Genomic DNA, 16,371 nt, shown 5'->3' on the forward strand with positions numbered 1-16,371 from the left:
GGGGGACGGGTCGCCCGTCCCCCGCTCCGGTCCCTTCGCCACGGCGGCCGGCGCGGCCGTCAGCGCAGGTCGAGCCAGAAGGTGATGTCGTCGCGGTCGTCCCCCGGCGCGACCCGGATCGCGCCCGGGACCCGGCCGACCTCGCGGTAGCCGCAGCGGGCGTAGAACCGCTCCAGGCCCTGGCCGCCGCGCGCCGTCAGCCGCAGGCCGTCCAGCCCCCACTCCCGGGCGACCCGCTCGGCCTCCGCCATCAACCGGAGGCCGTAGCCGCGGCCCTGGGTGTCGGGGTGGACCATGACGCGCTTGAGCATCCGCCAGTGCTCCATGAGGTTGAAGCGCATCGACTCGAAGAACAGCACCCCGACCAGCCGGCCGGTCTCCGTCTCGTGGGCGACCAGCAGGCGGTCCGGCCCCTCGGGGGACAGCCCGGCGAAGTGGTGGTCGGCGGTGTCCCAGACGTCGTCCTCCGTGACCGGTGCCACGAAGCCGACGGCCCCGCCGGCGTTGGTGACGTCGGCCCACAGGCCGACGATCGCGGCCCGCAGGTCGGGGTCGGGCTTCGGGTCGAGGGTGAAGGTGAGCGTCATGAGTGCGGAGCCTAGTGGGTCATGACGACAGGGCGACGGCGGACGAGGCCTTGCCGCCGGTGCCGCGGAGCGCGAGGCAGAGGCCGACGGCGATCGCGCACAGGGCGCCGGCGCCGTACCAGGTGGCGTCGTAGTCGCCGAGCGCGTCCCGGGCGAAGCCGGCCAGCCCGGCCACCACGGCCGCGCCGATCTGGTGGCCGGCGAGCACCCAGCCGAAGACGATCGGCGCGTCCTCGCCGAAGTGCCGGCGGCACAGGGCGACGGTCGGCGGCACGGTGGCCACCCAGTCCAGGCCGTAGAAGATCACGAAGGCGAGGATCGGCGGCTGGAGCGAGCCGGCCAGCAGTTGCGGCAGGAGGAGCAGGGAGATCCCGCGCAGCCCGTAATAGACGACCAGCAGGAGACGGGAGTCGACGCGGTCCGTGAACCAGCCGCTGGCGATGGTGCCGACCACGTCGAACAGGCCGATCATGGCGAGCAGGCTCGCGGCCGTCGTGACGGGCATGCCGTGGTCGTGGGCGGCCGGGATGAAATGGGTGCCGACCAGGCCGGCCGTGGTGGCGCCGCAGATCGCGAAGGAGCCGGCGAGCAGCCAGAACGCCTTGGTGCGGGCGGCGACACGCAGCACGCGCAGGGTCCGGACCAGCGCCCGGCCGTCGGCGGCGGGGGCGGGCGGGGCCTCGGTGGCGCCGTACGGCAGGAGGCCGATGTCGGCGGGCCGCTCGCGCATCAGGAACAGGACCGGGACGGCGACCGCGCTGGCCGCGAGCGAGACGACGACCACCGCCGAGCGCCAGCCGTGGTGCTCGACCAGCCAGGCGCCGACCGGCAGGAAGATCAGGTTGCCCGCGGCTCCGGCGGCCGTCAGCACGCCGGTGACCAGGCCCTGGCGGGCGCGGAACCAGCGGCCGGTGATGGTGGTGGCGAACGCGCCGGCCATCGAGCCGCTGCCGAGGCCGACCAGCACGCCCCAGCAGAGCACCAGTTGCCACGGCTCGCGCATCAACATGGTGAGCCCGGAGCCGACCGAGATGGTGAGCAGCGCGCAGACGACGACCAGGCGCACACCGAAACGGTCCATCAGGGCGGCGGCGAAGGGGGCGGTGAGGCCGTAGAGGGCGAGGTTGACGGAGGTGGCGCTGGAGATGGTCCCGAGCGACCAGCCGAACTCGTTGTGCAGGGCGTCCATCATGAGGCCGGGCGTGGAGCGGAAGCCGGCCGAGCCGAGCAGCACCAGCAGGGAGACGCCGGCGACCACCCAGGCGTAGTGCACGCGCCGGGCGGGGCGGGCGGGCGTCTGCGCGGAGGGGGCGGGGGTGGGGGCGAGGACGTTGCGTTCGGTCACGCGGACGAGTCTCCCGGGGCGCCCGGACGACGACGAGTGGCCTGAATGCCAGCTTTCGAAAGAATCGGGCCACGGACTGGCCTAGGCTGGCGCCGGGCCGCGGGCGTGCGGGCCACGCGGGTCAGACGGGTCACGGCGGAGGGAACGAACGAGATGGCGCACCTGGTGGCGGTCCTGGCCCTGGACGGGGTCATCGCCTTCGAACTCGGCATCCCCGCAAGGATCTTCGGCGGGGCGAAGGGGCCCGGCGGCGAGCCGCTGTACGAGGTGGCGACCTGCACGCTGGACGGCCGGCCGGTCGCCACGAGCGCCGACTTCCGCGTGGCCGTCGACCACGGGCCCGAACTCCTGGAGCGGGCCGACACGGTGGTGATCCCGGCCTCCGCCGACGCCGGTCCGACCACCGCCGACGCCGCCTACACCCCCGAACTGGCCGCCGCGTTCGCCCGGATCCGGCCCGGCACCCGGCTGCTGTCGATCTGCACCGGTTCCTTCCTGCTGGCCGCCGCCGGCCTGCTGGACGGCCGCCCGGCCACCACGCACTGGCGCTACACCGAGCGCTTCGCCGAGCTGTACCCGCAGGTGCGGCTGGACCCGGACGTGCTCTACACCGACGACGGCGACGTCCTCACCTCCGGCGGGGTGGCCGCCGGGGTGGACCTGTGCCTGCACGTGGTGCGGCGCGACCACGGCAGCGCCGTCGCCAACGCGGTGGCCCGCAACTGCCTCGTCCCGCCGTGGCGCGAGGGCGGTCAGAAGCAGTACGTGGAGGCCCCGAGCCCAATGGAGCACGGCGGCACCGGCACGGCGGCGGTGCGCGCGTGGGCGCTGGAGCACCTGGACGAGCCGCTCGCCCTGCGCCAGCTCGCCGACCGCGCGGGGATGAGCGTGCGGACGTTCACCCGGCGCTTCCGCGAGGAGACCGGCAGCAGTCCGGGCCAGTGGCTCACCGTCCAGCGCACCGAGCGGGCGCGGCAGTTGCTGGAGCGCACCGACCTGACGATCGACCAGGTGGCCCGGGAGTCCGGCTTCGGCACCGCGACCTCGCTGCGGCTCCAGCTGCGCGGCCGCCTCGACGTCGCGCCGAGCGCCTACCGCAGGACGTTCCGGGCCGTGTCCTGAACTCGACGGCGATCCCACGGGCGGATGACAGACGAATCGGACGGCGACCCGCCGCGCACACCCCGAGCGCGGCACGGCGGGCCGCCATCCGATCGCAACGCACGGGCCCTGAAGCCGCGCACGGCGCTCCGCACTCGCCGAGGAGGTCGCACCTCCGGCCGGCCGTGATCCCCCCTGCTGGCACGATCCCCCTGGACAGCAGCACCACGACGGCCGTACGGGTGTCCCCTCGGCGTCCCCTCGCGACGGAGAGCTGCACCCAAGCGTGATCAGTCGGATACGTCACGTCAATGGGTTGTCGGAAATTCGGAATGGTTGCGTCAGGTTTCGGCCGGTGATCGTTGCGGCGGCCGCGCCCCTGGTCGGCCCGCTGATCGCGCGCCGCACCTACTGCGCGAGCGCCGCCCAGTCCACGCCCGCGAACGGGTCCGCAGGCCGGGCGTCCGCCCCGATCTCGCACCACACCCGCTTGCCCGAGCCGTCCGGGTACCAGCCCCAGCGCTCGCAGAGCAGCTCGACCAGCTCCAGGCCGCGCCCGTTGGTGGCGTCGGCGTCCGCGCCCGCGTGCCGGGGGGCGGGCGCCACCTGGCTGGCGTCCGCGACCTCCACCCGCAGCGGGACGGCCGGCGCCGGGGCGCCCGCCGGGGCGGCGCAGTCCACCGGCAGGCACAGCCGCAGGACCGCCGGACAGCCGGTGTGCACCACGGCGTTGGTCACCAGCTCGGAGACCACCAGCACCACCGTCTCGGCCATCGGCGCGTCCGGGTCGACCCCGTGGTTCAACAGCCGCGAGCGCACCCACCTGCGGGCCCGGCCCACCTCGGCGGGATCCGCCTGCACCGCCAGCTGTACCTGAAGAACCTGCACCGCTCCACCACCCGCACTCGCAGTTCGGCCATCGTCCCGTCGGGCCGGTTCGGCCGGCCGGCAGGGCCCTCGCACGTCCCACCCGGTGCTGGCCGCGACACGAATACGCCTCAGGATGAGCGGGCGGACGGACCGCAGCAAGCGCTTCGGGCATATTCCAGCGATCGGGGGACAGGGCAGTGCATACTGTCCCGTTCACTCTGGCGAACCTCGCACCGACGCTCGGCCGGACCGCGGCCGACCACGCCGGACCGGCAGTGGCGAACCTACCGCCGCGCACCCCCGACACCCGGCCCGCCACTCGCGAACCACCCGTGCGACATATGTCCGACCACTCTCGAACAGCGGCATCGGCGGACGGTTGCACGAACCGAACGTCCCACCATGTGACGATCCGAAACTCGGCGCTCCCTTGTTCCGGGATTCCTCCCGCCGCCCGACGGCCGCAAGATACCGTTGAGTAAGCCAGCGGACCCCGGTCAGGAGGGTGGTGTGCGATGGCCGCCCACGGCCCGATGGCCACCCCGGACCGCGGCGCCGCGACGGCCCCGGACGCCGTCCCCCGCTGGGACGAGCAGCTCCAGCGGCGCCTCGCCCGCGGCGAGGAGACCGCGCTCGGCGAACTCTACGACCGGCTCGCCCCGATGGTGCACGGGCTCGCCGGACGGATACTGGCCGACCAGGCGGCCGCCGCCCAGCTCACCCGCGAGGTCTTCGCCCACGTGTGGGAGCACCCCGAGGCCTTCGACCCCGCCCAGGGCTCGCTGCGCTCCTGGCTCGGCGCCCTCACCCACCGCCGCGCCGTCGACCGGCTGCGCCTGCGCCGGGCCGCCGAACCGGGCGCCGGCGCCGGGTCCGCCGAGGACGAGATCCGCGAGGTCGCCACCGCCGCGCGCATGCAGTACGTGGTCGACTCCCTCCCCCACAGCCTGCGTGAGACCATCGCCGTGACCTACTACGACGGCCGCACCTACCAGGAGACGGCCCGCCGACTCGGCATCAGCGAGCAGGCCGCCAAGCAGCGGATGCGGCTCGGCCTGGAGCTGCTCGCCACCGAACTGGCCGAGGAGCGCGCCCGCCACTGCCGCGCGGGCGCGGTGGACGGGGCCTGCGGCCGGAGCGCACAGGACGGGGACGGGGGCACGTGACGACCACCGGGGAGCAGCACGACGCCCTGCGCTCGCTGCTCGGCGCCTGGGCCCTCGGCGCCTGCCCGCCCGCCGAGGCCGCCGGACTCGAACTCCACCTGCGCGCCTGCCCGGAGTGCGCCGAGGAGGCCGCGCGGCTGCGCGAGGCGGCCGGCTGGCTCGCCGTGGACGAGCCGCTCGACCAGCCGGGCCCGCTGCGCCAGCAGGTGATCGACTGGTGCCTGGCCCGCCGTCCGGCCGAACTGCCCGTCCCCGCCTGGGGAGTTCCGTACGCGGCGGAGACCGCGAAGCTCGACGCGCTGCTGCGCGACCTCGGCCCGGAGGAGTGGCAGGAGGTCGCCGAACTCCCGTGGCACGGCGGCACCGAGTACCTGCGCCCGGCCGAGGTGCTGTGCCACCTGACCGCCGTGGACGGCTACGTGGCGCTCGCCCTCGGCCTGCCGGACCCGGTGCCGGCCCCGCCGGGCACCGCCGCCGCGCCGGTCGAGCGCCGGGTGCCGCCGCAGGAGCCGGACGCCGGGCCGCGGCCGCCCAGGGTGGCACCGCAGGGCGGCCGGTACGCCGGGATCACCGCGCGCACCGCGCGGCTGCTCGCCGGGGCGGCCGGCGCTCCGCCGCAGTCGGTGCGGGCCCGCTGGCGCCAGCAGACCCACGACCTGGTGCGCACCGCCGCCCTCACCCCGCAGGGCAACACCCCGGTGGACTTCGGCTTCGCCGCCGTCCCGCTGCGCGACGCGTTCGTGGACCGCGCCTTCGAGTGCTTCGTGCACGGCGAGGACGTGGCCCGCGCGGTGGCCTACCCGTACGACCCGCCCGCGCCGCAGCACCTGCGGCAGATGGTGGAGCTGGCGGTCCGGATGGTCCCGCACGCGCTGGCCGGGCTGCGGGCCGCCCAGCCGGCCGGGGCACCGGCGCCGGCAGCGGACGGGCGGGGCGGGCGGCGGCTGCGGCTGGTGATCGACGGTCCGGCGGCCGGCGAGTGGCTGATCCCGCTGGACGGCCCGGGCGACGGCCGGGCGCACGCCCCGCGGGGCGGCGAGCCGGGCGGGGCGCCGGTGGCGTCGATGGTGCTGGACGGGCTGGAGTTCTGCCAGCTGGCCGCCGCGCACCGCGATCCGGAGCGGGTGCCGGTCGGCGAGCACGGCGACCGCGCCGCGATCCGCGAGGTGCTGCACGCGGTGCCGCTGCTGTCGCGGCCCTGACACCGTACGGCGCTACGCGAAGACGACCGTCCGGCTGCCGTTGAGCAGCACGCGGTGCTCGCTGTGCCACTTGACCGCGCGGGCCAGCGCCTGGCACTCGACGTCCCGGCCGAGCGCGACCAGCTGGTCCGGGGTGATGTCGTGGGTCACCCGGGCGACCTCCTGCTCGATGATCGGGCCCTCGTCCAGGTCGGCGGTGACGTAGTGCGCGGTGGCGCCGATCAGCTTCACGCCGCGGGCGTGCGCCTGGTGGTAGGGCTTGGCGCCCTTGAAGCTCGGCAGGAACGAGTGGTGGATGTTGATCACCCGGCCGGACAGCGCCTTGCACAGGTCGTCCGAGAGCACCTGCATGTAGCGCGCCAGCACGACGAGTTCGACGTTCTCGCGCTCCACCAGGTCGAGCAGCTGCCGCTCGGCGTCGGCCTTGGTGTCCCGGGTGACGGGGATGTGGTGGAAGGGGATGCCGAATCCCTCGGTGAGGTCGCGGAAGTCGGTGTGGTTGGAGACCACCGCGGCGATCTCCACCGGCAGCGCGCCGATCCGGCTGCGGAACAGCAGGTCGTTGAGGCAGTGCCCGAACTTGCTGACCATGAGGACGATCCGCATCCGCTCCTCGGTCGGGTGGATCTGCCACTCCATCCCGAACGAGGCGCCGATCGCGGCGAAGCTGGCCCGCAGCTTGTCCGCGGTGACCGGCTCGGCGGCCGAGAAGTGCACCCGCATGAAGAACAGGCCGCTCTCCCCGTCCCCGAACTGCTGGCTGTCGATGATGTTGCAGCCGGTCATGAAGAGGTAGCTGGAGACCGCGTGGACGATGCCCTGCTTGTCGGGGCAGGACAGCGTGAGGACGTACTGGGCACTGGCCGGCTGCTGTTCCACGTGGGGGTATCCCGTCCTAAGGTCGTGCGTTTCCTGAATGGTCCAGCGTGTCACATCCTGGACAGCGCCCGTCCCGGTGCCCGTACTGCGGGACGGCACCGCCCGCCCCGCAGGACGGGCCCGTGGTGCTCCCGGGCTCAGACCGAGGTCAGGATCCGCAGCACGTCCAGCGACTTGGGCGCCGCGTCCGGGTCGTCCCCGTCGTTGACCGCCAGCAGCACGTGTGCCTCGCGTGCGGCCCGGACGGCCTCGGGCCAGCCGGGGTGGCCGACGTAGGCGGTGGCCGGGGCGTCCGCGCCGACCTCGTGCAGCAGGCTGACCACCCGCAGCACGGCGACGTCCACCAGGGCGGCCTCGGCCGCGTCGCGGAAGATCGCGCCGACGTACTTCTCGGCGGACCAGCGGTCCAGCCAGGTGTCCTCCACCAGGCGGTAGACGGCGTCGGTCACGTCCCCGTACCCCTCCCGGCCGGTCAGCCAGGCCTCCTGCTGGAAGGCGGGGTCGGACAGCATGTGCAGGGCCGAGCGCAGTCGGGCTCGCCAGCGCCACCAGGGCAGGTCGTTGAGCGGCATGCCGTCCATCGTGCTGGAGCGGTGGCCCGGACGAGAAGGGTTTCGGGCGGACCGGTGCGAAGAATCTGTGCTGGCGGACATGGGGAAGGATCGTACGTTCCCGTGCTGTTCGTGCTCCACTCGCGGGATCTACACGCGTTCCCGTCGGGAGTTCGACATCCGTTTTCCGGTTGTTCACACTTCGGCTCTCTCGGCTTGTGGCACCGGGGCTTGGCTTGCTCCGGTGCGCCGGAGGGCGCCCCAGAGAGGGAAGACCGATGACCCGCCGTAGGGAAGCCTCCCAGGCCCGGAACCAGATCGCGCGACGCCGCCCGATCGCCGCCGCCGCGACCGCCGCGGCCCTGCTCCCCACCCTCTTCACGACCTCCGCGTGCGGCGGACCGGCCGATGCCACGACCGGCTCCGACCTCACCGTCATGACCTGGGCGCCGGCCGGCACCGGCTCGGCCGACCGGCCCGGCATGACGGCGCTCGCCGAGGCCATCGGACGCGACGTGAACAACAAGGGCGGGTTAAACGGACGACGGCTGCGGGTGCTCACCTGCAACGAGCACAACGACGCCGCCGGCGCCAAGGCGTGCGCGCAGCAGGCGGTGGACAACAAGGCGGTCGCCGTCATCGGCTCCTCCAGCCAGTGGGGCGACGCCTTCATGCCCGTCCTGGAGCGGGCCGGGATCCCGCTGATCGGCGGCTACGGCCTCTCCCAGCCGGAGTTCAGCAGCCCGCTGTCCTACCCGGTGGACGGCGGCATGCCCGCGCTGATCGGCGGCAGCGGCCGCCAGCTGGTCGACGCCGGCTGCAAGAACGTTTCGCTGGTCCGCCCGGACACCCCGGCCGGCGACAACCTGCTCGGCTACCTGGCCAACGCGCTCAAGCCGGCCGGGCTCAAGCTGCTCGACGTCAAGGCACCCGAGAAGTCCAACGACTACACGCCGGTGGTGCGCAAGGCGATCGGCAAGGACGAGCCCGGGAACTGCATCACCATCGCGCTCGGCGCCGAGCCGACCGGCAACCTGCTGGACGCCTACCGGCGGCAGGGCCCGAAGAACACCAGGATCGCCTCGGTGATCGGCAGCGTGCAGCAGTCGGTGGTCGACTCCACCGGCGGCGACAACGGCCCGCTCGGCGGCGCGTTCGTCACCAGCTGGTACCCGCCGGAATCGGCCAAGGTGTGGGACGGGCTGCGCGACGTCGTGCGCGCCGACCCCAGCGGCGGCCGGACCATCGACGTGTCCGACCCCGGCGTGGAGACCACCTGGGTCGCCTACGAGGTGTTCCGCGTCCTCTCCGACAAGCTGACCTCGGCCGGCAAGACGGTCGACGCGAAGACGATCACCGCCCTGCTGGACAGCGGCGAGGGCATCGACGTCGGCCTCACCCCGCCGCTCAGCTGGGGCACCACCAACATGCTGCCCAGCACCGAGTCCCCGCGGCTGGTGAACACCTGGGTGACCTACCAGGTGGTGAAGGGCGGCCGGATGACCCTGCAGCAGCCGGGCTTCGTCGATGTCCGCTGGGTGCTCACGGGCAGCAAGCCCCCGGCGTGACGGCGTGCGGGCCGCCCTCGTGGAACGTGGGCGGCCCGCCCCTGCGGCGCCCTCCTACAGGTCGCCGTCGCTGCGGCTCGGCAGGCCGGTCTGCGTCGCTATCGCGTTCCAGAGCGTGGAGGCCTGCTTCTTGGCGTTCGTCGCCGTGCCGCTGGCCGTGACCGCGTTCTTGTAGTGCTGGTTGTCCGTCTTGCCGCACGCGCCCGGGGCCTGCGAGTCCGAGGCCCAGGCCGCGTACTCGTCGTCCGCCTGCGCGGAGGCCGTCCAGGCCGCGTTGAGCTGCTCGACCAGCGCCGCACCGCCGGGCAGCTTGTCGGTCTTCAGCTGGCCGAGCTTGGTCTGCAGCTCGCGCCGCTTGCCGGCCGCGGCGGTCAGCGCCTGCTGCGACTCCGGCAGCTGGTTGCACTTCTGCACGGCGCCCACGGCGTTCACCACCGCCGAGCGGCTGTCGCTCGCCGTGCCCAGCAGGTCCGACAGCGGCTGCGCCTGCGCCTTGGCCTCCGGGTCGACGGGGGCCGCCGAGCCGCTCGCGCTCGCCGAACCGCTCGAGGCGCTGCCCGCCGAGGCCGCCGGCGGGGTCTTCTTCTTGTCGCCGCTCGTGTTGTCGTCACCGCCGCTCATCAGCACCGCGACGAGGATCCCGGCCGCGGCGCAGCCGGCCACCACGCCACCGATGATCAGCTTCGAGGACGGGCGTGCGCCACCGCGCTCCTCGCGGACCGGCACGGCGGTGGTCTGGTACTCGGCGCCGCCGTAGCCGGGCTGGACCGGCTGCGGGTGGGCGGCCGGCGGGGGGCCCTGGTGGCCGTAGCCCTGGTCCGGCTGCGGTGCGTATCCGGGCGCCTGCTGCGGGTAGCCGGGGGCGGCCGGGTAGCCGCCGGCGTGCGGGTCCACGGCCGGGTACGGCGGGAGGTGCTGGGTCTCGGGCGCCGGGGCACCCTGCTGGTAGCCCTGGACGCCGGGGGCGGGTGCGCCGCCCCACGGCGCGCCCTGGGCCGGCACGGCCTGCGTCGGCAGCGCGTGCCCGCCCTCGCCCAGGTACTCCGGCTGCCCGGACGGCTGCCCCACCGGTGGCATCTGCTGGCCCGGGGCGCCCTGTGGCTGGCCGGGCTGGCCGCCCTGCTGCTGGCCGGGCTCCGGGCGGAACAGGTCGTCCAGGTTGAAGTCACCCGAGTTGGGGTACGAGCGGCGCTGGCTCAACGCGATTCCTCACCTGTGCACGACCGCGCGCTGACGGCGGACCACATCTCGTCGGTTCTTGGGAGCATCACAGTTCCTTGGACGTCGCGCCCACGCTACCGGTTCGCCTCACCGGGTGACCACGTGGGCGGGACATCACGATCTGCTCCCCCGCGGGGGCCGATCCGCTCAGGCGGCCTCCGCGTCCGCCCTGGCGTGGAACTCGCGGACCACCCGCTGCTCCCGGTAGGGCTCCAGCCGGCGCCGGAACTCGTCCAGGTACTCCACGCCCCGGTTGGACCGCAGCCCGCTCAGCAGCCGGACCGCCTGCGCGCCCGTCTCGCAGGCGCGCTCGAGGTCCCGCTGCTGCAGCTGCGCCGTGGCCAGCAGGACGAGGTCCACCGCGCGGCGGCGCACGCGCGTGGGCGGGTGCAGGTCGAGCGCCCGGCGGGCGTAGTGCTCGGCCTGGCCGGCCTGTTCCAGGTCCCGGTGGCAGTGGGCCAGCTCGTCGGCGAGGTAGGCGTCGTCGAAGTGGACGATCCAGTCCGGGTCGTCCTCCGGGCGGCGCTTCTCCATCATCTCCAGCGCCTTGGCCGCGACCGCCTCGCACGAGCGGGCGTCCCCGAGCAGCGCGTGGCCGCGGGCCTCGGCGGCGTAGAACATCGCCATCGCCGTCGGGGTGGCCACCGTCCGCGCGCCCTCCTGCGCGGCGCGGGCGAGTTGGGCGATCTCGCGCGGGTTGCCGAGCGTCGCCGCGAGGTGGCTCATCGAGGCCGCGAGGACGTAGCCGCCGTAACCGCGGTCGTCCGCCGCCTGCGCGAGGCGCAGCGCCTGGATGTAGTAGCGCTGGGCGAGTCCGGGCTGTCCGGTGTCCACCGCCATGTAGCCGGCCAGTTCGGTCAACCTCGCCACGGCGGCGAAGAGTTGGCGCCCGGTCTCCTCGCGGTAGGCGCCGCCGAGCAGGCCGGAGACCACCGAGTTGAGGTAGTGGACGACGACCGGGCGCACGTGCCCGCTGCCGAAGCGGTGGTCCAGGTCCACCAGCATCGTCGTGGTCGCCCTGATCGCGGCGACGTCCGTCGGGCCGACCCGCGGGCCGCCGGTGCGCGCCACGACCGGGTCCGGCGGGGTGATCAGCCAGTCCCGGCTGGGCTCCACCAGCGCGGAGGCGGCGACCGTCGCCCCGGTCAGGAAGTCCCGCCGGCCGACGTCGCTGCGCCAGAGCTCGCAGACCTGCTCCAGCGCCGCGCCCAGGGTGGGCGCGAACTGCAGCCCGATGCCGGAGCTGAGGTTCTTGCCGTCCGCCATGCCGATCTCCTCGACCGACACGCTGCGGCCGAGCTTGCGGCCCAGGGCCTCGGCGATCACCGCCGGCGCCTGCCCGCGCGGCTGTTGACCGCGCAGCCACCGGGCGACGGAGGTCTTGTCGTAGCGCAGGTCCAGTCCGTGCTCGGCGCCGCAGAGGTTGACCCTCCGGGCCAGGCCGGCGTTGGAGCAGCTGGCCTCCTGGATCAGTTGCTGCAGACGCTCGTTGGGCTGTCGTGCGACGAGTGGTCTCGCGGCCATTGGGCTTCGCCTCCCCACACCCTCCGGTCCCGGCCGGCGGGCGACGATTCTGCTGATCTGTTGCCGACTGTCCGACCGTCCAAGGAATCTGACACCAGGTTAGCGATCAGCAACGCCAGCGGGATACCCACGGTGACGAACCGCACCCCCCACGCGCCCTGGGGAATGCTCCCGTGCGCCCCCTCTGCGCCCACCCCCGCCCGCCCCAACTCGCTTGAGTCACCGGTTCGGGTGACATTGCCATCATGCGCCCATCCGGGCAAGGCGGGGCCGTAACCAGGCTCACACACGGTAGTTGAGCAGCGCGTGGAAGACATCGCCGACTCCCCCGACCAGGGCAAGAACGCCGGACTGCCCCCGCTGCTCATCGAAGCCGTCAGCTACGCCGAGAACCGCCACTGGGAGGTCGCCCCGGGCGCCTGGCTGATCGACGGCGACGGGCCCGCCCTCTGCTCCTGCGGTGACCCGCGCTGCCCGCTGCCCGGCGCCCATCCGCTCGACGCGGACTGGGCCCGCAAGGCGAGCGCCGGCCCCGGGGCGGTGCGGCGCTGGTGGACCGAACGGCCGCAGGCCTCCATCCTGCTGCCCACCGGCCGTTCGTTCGACGTCCTGGACGTCCCGGAGGTGGCCGGCTGCCTGGCGCTGGCCCGGATGGAGCGGCAGGACCTCCAGCTCGGCCCGGTCGTGGCCGTCCCCGCCTCCCCGGGCCGGATCGGGCGCCGGCTGCACTTCCTGGTGCTGCCCGGGGTCGCGGCCAAGCTCCCGGAGATGCTCCGCAAGCTCGGCTGGCCGCCCGGCCGGCTCGACCTGGTCGCCCGCGGCGAGGGGGACTGGACGGTCGCCCCGCCGTCCCGGGTCGGCAGCACCGGGTACGCCCAGTGGGCCCGCTCCCCCTCGGCGCTCAACCGCTGGCTCCCGGACGCCGCGGAGCTGATCAGCCCGCTGGCGTACGCGTGCGGGCGCGAGGCCCCCTCGGCCCGCCCGCAGCACGCCCAGCCGGCGGCGGTGCACTGAGGGCCCGTCGTCGGACCCCCGCCCGCCGTCGTGCGCCGGAGGGACGTCCGGCCGGGCCGTCCGGCCGAGCCGGATTCACCCTCCCCCGGACAGCCGCCCTGCGCCTATCGGGTGAGGGCGTGCGCCGCGCGACACAACGCGCGCTCGTGACGGGCCTTGTCTCCCACCGGAGACGGGGCCCGTCATACGCATGTGCGGATAAGACTCCGGTCTACCCGCTGGTCAACCGGACAAGCCCCTCGTACGAGTGACAGCGCTCAAGGATTGCCATGATCGGCCGAGGGGAGAAATCCGGTGCGAGGGGACGCCGAAAGGGACGCTCGGACGGGGAAGCCGGGCGGGGCGGTACGGAGGGGAAACGGGAGGGACGGAGGGGACGGGAGGGAAGAGGGGGACCGGGGAGGACGGAAGGGCCCGCTGCACGGGGAGCAGCGGGCCCTCTTCGTCGTGTGCGACCTCTTCATGACCTCGGACGGACCCGTGCCGCGGTGTGCCGCCGTGTGCCCTCGCGTGCGCCGTCGTGCGCCGCCCGCGACCGGGGGGGCGGGCAGCCCCGGTCCGGCGGCTCAGGCCTGGGCGACGAACACGTGCTGGGCGATGTCCTTGCCCAGTTCCGCGGCGTCCTCGCCGGTGCCCACCAGGACGCCGCCGACGCCGGGGCTCACCATGACCGTCGAGCCCGGCCGGACGCCCGCCCGGCGCAGCGTGCGCATCAGGCCCTCGTCGGTCTGGATCGGCTCGCCGATCCGGCGGACCACCACGCTGACGCCCTCCTCGCCCGGCTTGACCGAGTCGAGCTGGACCAGCGCGGCGTCGAAGCCCTCGCCCTCGGCCTTGGCGTCGCCGAGCTCGTCGAGGCCCGGGATCGGGTTGCCGTACGGGGACTGGGTCGGGTGGCCGAGCATGGCGAGCACCTTGCGCTCGACCGTCTCGCTCATGACGTGCTCCCAGCGGCACGCCTCCTCGTGCACCTGCTCCCACTCCAGGCCGATCACGTCGACCAGCAGGCACTCGGCGATGCGGTGCTTGCGCATGACGCGCACCGCGAGCCGGCGGCCCTCCTCGGTGAGCTCCAGGTGGCGGTCGCCGGCGACCTGGAGGAGCCCGTCGCGCTCCATCCGGCCGACCGTCTGGCTGACGGTGGGGCCGCTCTGCTCCAGACGCTCGGCGATCCGGGCGCGCATCGGGACGATGCCTTCCTCCTCCAGCTCCAGGATGGTGCGAAGGTACATCTCAGTGGTGTCGATCAGCCCAGACATCGCCGCTGGCTCCGTTCTTCGGTGTCCTCACCGCCAATTCTGACGTACCGGGCCGACAACCGGGCCCGCCCAGGGGCTTCCGGTACCGGTTTTCGTTCCTGTTGACAGCGGTGCGGCCGAGGCACCACCGTGCTCGCCGTAGCTTTCTCCACTGGCGGCCCGGGGCACCCCGGCCGCCCCACCCGGGCCGGCTCCCTCACCGGCAGAGAGCGGAGGCACCAGATGAACGACCTGGTCGGCCGGTACTTCGACGCCGCGATCGCCCATCTCCAGCGGGTCCGCGAGGAGGAGGCCGAGCCGATCGAGGCCGCCGCCACGCTGCTCGCCGAGGCGGTCGCCGAGGGCCGCCGGGTCTTCACCTTCGGTGCCGGGCACTCCTCGCTGCCGGCGCAGGACGTGGTCTACCGGGCCGGCGGCCTGGTGCCGGTCAACCTGCTGAACGTGCCCGGGATGGCCGGGGTGACGGTGATGCCCGCGCCGCTGGCCAGCGCCCTGGAGCGGGTGTCCGGGCTGGCCACGACGAGCCTGGACCTCACCCCGGCGACGGCGGGCGACGTGCTCTTCGTGATCTCGCTGTCCGGGCGCCAGGTGATGCCGGTCGAGCTGGCCCGGTACGCGCGCGACCGCGGGCTGAAGGTGATCGGGGTCACCTCGCTCGCGTACCCGGGCGAGGTGCCCTCGGCGCACCCGTCGGGGACGTACCTGAAGGACAACTGCGACGTCGTGCTGGACAGCAAGATCGCGGTCGGAGACGGCGAGCTGACCCACCCCGGCGCCCGGACGACGTTCGGCCCGGTCTCCACGATCGTCACCAGCGCCCTGATGCAGGCCGTGGTCGCCTCCGCGGTGGGCCGCCTGGCGCAGGCGGCGGAGGCCGGCGAGGCGCAGGCGCCGCCGCTGTTCCGCTCGGGCAACGTGCCGGGCGGGACGGAGTGGAACGACCGGCAGATGAGCGACAACGCGGAGCGGATCTTCTACACCTACTGAGCCCGGCCGCCCGCCGGACAACCACCGGGGGGTTCCCGGCCATTGCGGGCCGGGCGGCCGGGCGGCAGGCGTACCGGGGAGCCCGCCGGGGCAGGGAAGCGGTGCGACCGGAGCGACGGGTGGGGGCCGAACATGGCGTCTGGTGCGGGGCGTACCGGGTGGGTGCGGGAGCGCGACCTCCTGCCCGACCTCTTCTGGGCCGCCGACTCCGCCTCGCTGCGCGGCCAGCACCGCTCGGTGGTGCTCTCCGCGTGGGAGCTGGTCCTCCTGCTCGTCGCCGCCGCGACCGGCTCCGCCGACGGCGAGGCGTGGGCCTGGCCGGCCGCCGTCGCCTACCTCGGCGCTATCGGCTTCGCCGTGGTGATCGGCCGGCAGAACCCGCAGGGCCTCTGGTACGAGGGCCGGGCCGCCGCCGAGTCGGTGAAGACGCTCGCCTGGAAGTTCGCCGTCCGGGCCGACGCCTACCAGCCGCCGCCGCGCGCCCTGCCGGACGCCGAGGGCCTGTACCGCTTCCAGCTCGGCCGGGTGCTGGGCGCCTTCCGCGGCGGCCCGGCGGTCGCGCCGCGGCCGGGCGCGGGCACCGGCCCGGAGCCCGGCGGGATCACCGACGCGATGCGCGACCTGCGCGCGCAGCCGCTGGCCGTGCGCCGCGAGGTGTACCTGCGCGAGCGGATCGAGGTGCAGTACGCGTGGTACCGCTCGAAGTCCCGGTACTGCGCCCGGGCCGGCTTCTGGACCGGCGTGCTCGGCGTGGTGCTGCCCGCGCTCGGGCTGGTGCTCGCGGTGCTGCGGGCGCTCGGCGCGTTCAGCTACGACGCGCTCGGCACGGTCTCGGCGGTGGCCGCGTCCGTCGCCGCGTGGGCGCAGCTGCGCCAGTACCGGCCGCTGGCCGCGGCGTACGGCCTCGCGGCCGACGAGCTCGACCAGATCCGGCGCCAACTGACGGCGCTGGACCTGGAGTCGGCGGACGCCGAGGAGATCTGGGCCCGGCTGGCCCGGGACGCCGAGGACGCGGTGTCCCGGGAGCACACCACCTGGCAGGCCCGCCGGGAGATCCGCACCACCACCGACCGGTGACCGTCAGCCGGGGACACTCA

15 protein-coding genes are annotated in these 16,371 nt (G+C 74.3%); 7 read left to right on the forward strand and 8 right to left on the reverse strand.

What is annotated here, in order from left to right; all coding sequences use genetic code 11:
• Nucleotides 1–59 precede the first annotated feature (59 nt).
• Nucleotides 60–587 (reverse strand): GNAT family N-acetyltransferase, encoded by a 528-nt coding sequence (locus PUR71_RS39955; protein WP_329932208.1) that lies wholly within the window; start codon nt 585–587, stop codon nt 60–62.
• 19 nt (nt 588–606) lie between these two features.
• Nucleotides 607–1,932, reverse strand: coding sequence for an MFS transporter (locus PUR71_RS39960; RefSeq protein ID WP_329932209.1), 1,326 nt, complete (start codon nt 1,930–1,932; stop codon nt 607–609).
• Nucleotides 1,933–2,085: 153 nt separating this feature from the next.
• Here PUR71_RS39960 and PUR71_RS39965 point away from each other — a divergent pair, with 153 nt between their 5' ends.
• Nucleotides 2,086–3,054 (forward strand): GlxA family transcriptional regulator, encoded by a 969-nt coding sequence (locus PUR71_RS39965; RefSeq protein WP_329932210.1) that lies wholly within the window; start codon nt 2,086–2,088, stop codon nt 3,052–3,054.
• A gap of 387 nt (nt 3,055–3,441) precedes the next feature.
• Here PUR71_RS39965 and PUR71_RS39970 read toward each other — a convergent pair whose 3' ends face one another.
• On the reverse strand, nt 3,442–3,921 hold the full coding sequence (locus PUR71_RS39970; RefSeq protein ID WP_329932211.1) for an ATP-binding protein: 480 nt from the start codon (nt 3,919–3,921) through the stop codon (nt 3,442–3,444).
• A gap of 497 nt (nt 3,922–4,418) precedes the next feature.
• Here PUR71_RS39970 and PUR71_RS39975 point away from each other — a divergent pair, with 497 nt between their 5' ends.
• Both PUR71_RS39975 and PUR71_RS39980 read left to right on the forward strand, forming a co-directional pair.
• Nucleotides 4,419–5,069 carry a sigma-70 family RNA polymerase sigma factor gene (locus PUR71_RS39975; protein ID WP_329932212.1) on the forward strand — a complete coding sequence of 217 codons (651 nt, stop codon included), beginning with the start codon at nt 4,419–4,421 and terminating at the stop codon, nt 5,067–5,069.
• On the forward strand, nt 5,066–6,271 hold the full coding sequence (locus PUR71_RS39980; RefSeq protein WP_329932213.1) for a zf-HC2 domain-containing protein: 1,206 nt from the start codon (nt 5,066–5,068) through the stop codon (nt 6,269–6,271). The genes PUR71_RS39975 and PUR71_RS39980 overlap by 4 nt, the downstream gene beginning before the upstream one ends.
• A gap of 12 nt (nt 6,272–6,283) precedes the next feature.
• On the opposite strand, the gene purU is transcribed toward PUR71_RS39980, so the two are convergent.
• On the reverse strand, nt 6,284–7,150 hold the full coding sequence (gene purU / locus PUR71_RS39985; protein WP_329932214.1) for a formyltetrahydrofolate deformylase: 867 nt from the start codon (nt 7,148–7,150) through the stop codon (nt 6,284–6,286).
• Between the two features lie 137 nt (nt 7,151–7,287).
• Entirely contained in the window at nt 7,288–7,722 is a 435-nt protein-coding gene (locus PUR71_RS39990) for an SCO4402 family protein (protein WP_443077742.1), read from the reverse strand.
• 257 nt (nt 7,723–7,979) lie between these two features.
• On the opposite strand from PUR71_RS39990, the gene PUR71_RS39995 reads away from it, so the two are divergent.
• Nucleotides 7,980–9,269, forward strand: a complete 1,290-nt coding sequence (locus PUR71_RS39995) for an ABC transporter substrate-binding protein (protein ID WP_329932216.1) — start codon at nt 7,980–7,982, stop codon at nt 9,267–9,269.
• A gap of 54 nt (nt 9,270–9,323) precedes the next feature.
• On the opposite strand, the gene PUR71_RS40000 is transcribed toward PUR71_RS39995, so the two are convergent.
• Nucleotides 9,324–10,469, reverse strand: coding sequence for a hypothetical protein (locus tag PUR71_RS40000; RefSeq protein ID WP_329932217.1), 1,146 nt, complete (start codon nt 10,467–10,469; stop codon nt 9,324–9,326).
• Nucleotides 10,470–10,637: 168 nt separating this feature from the next.
• Nucleotides 10,638–12,014: a transcriptional regulator gene (locus tag PUR71_RS40005; RefSeq protein WP_329932218.1), complete on the reverse strand. Its 1,377-nt coding sequence runs from the start codon at nt 12,012–12,014 to the stop codon at nt 10,638–10,640.
• Nucleotides 12,015–12,320: 306 nt separating this feature from the next.
• Here PUR71_RS40005 and PUR71_RS40010 point away from each other — a divergent pair, with 306 nt between their 5' ends.
• On the forward strand, nt 12,321–13,028 hold the full coding sequence (locus PUR71_RS40010) for a bifunctional DNA primase/polymerase (RefSeq protein WP_443077743.1): 708 nt from the start codon (nt 12,321–12,323) through the stop codon (nt 13,026–13,028).
• Nucleotides 13,029–13,594: 566 nt separating this feature from the next.
• Here PUR71_RS40010 and PUR71_RS40015 read toward each other — a convergent pair.
• Nucleotides 13,595–14,287 (reverse strand): metal-dependent transcriptional regulator, encoded by a 693-nt coding sequence (locus PUR71_RS40015; protein WP_329932219.1) that lies wholly within the window; start codon nt 14,285–14,287, stop codon nt 13,595–13,597.
• Between the two features lie 222 nt (nt 14,288–14,509).
• On the opposite strand from PUR71_RS40015, the gene PUR71_RS40020 reads away from it, so the two are divergent.
• Nucleotides 14,510–15,274 carry a sugar isomerase domain-containing protein gene (locus PUR71_RS40020; protein ID WP_329932220.1) on the forward strand — a complete coding sequence of 255 codons (765 nt, stop codon included), beginning with the start codon at nt 14,510–14,512 and terminating at the stop codon, nt 15,272–15,274.
• A gap of 132 nt (nt 15,275–15,406) precedes the next feature.
• Entirely contained in the window at nt 15,407–16,351 is a 945-nt protein-coding gene (locus tag PUR71_RS40025; protein WP_329932221.1) for a DUF4231 domain-containing protein, read from the forward strand.
• Nucleotides 16,352–16,371 lie beyond the last annotated feature (20 nt).

The sequence above is a fragment of the Streptomyces sp. SP17BM10 genome, assembly GCF_036322405.1.
GTDB lineage: Bacteria > Actinomycetota > Actinomycetes > Streptomycetales > Streptomycetaceae > Kitasatospora.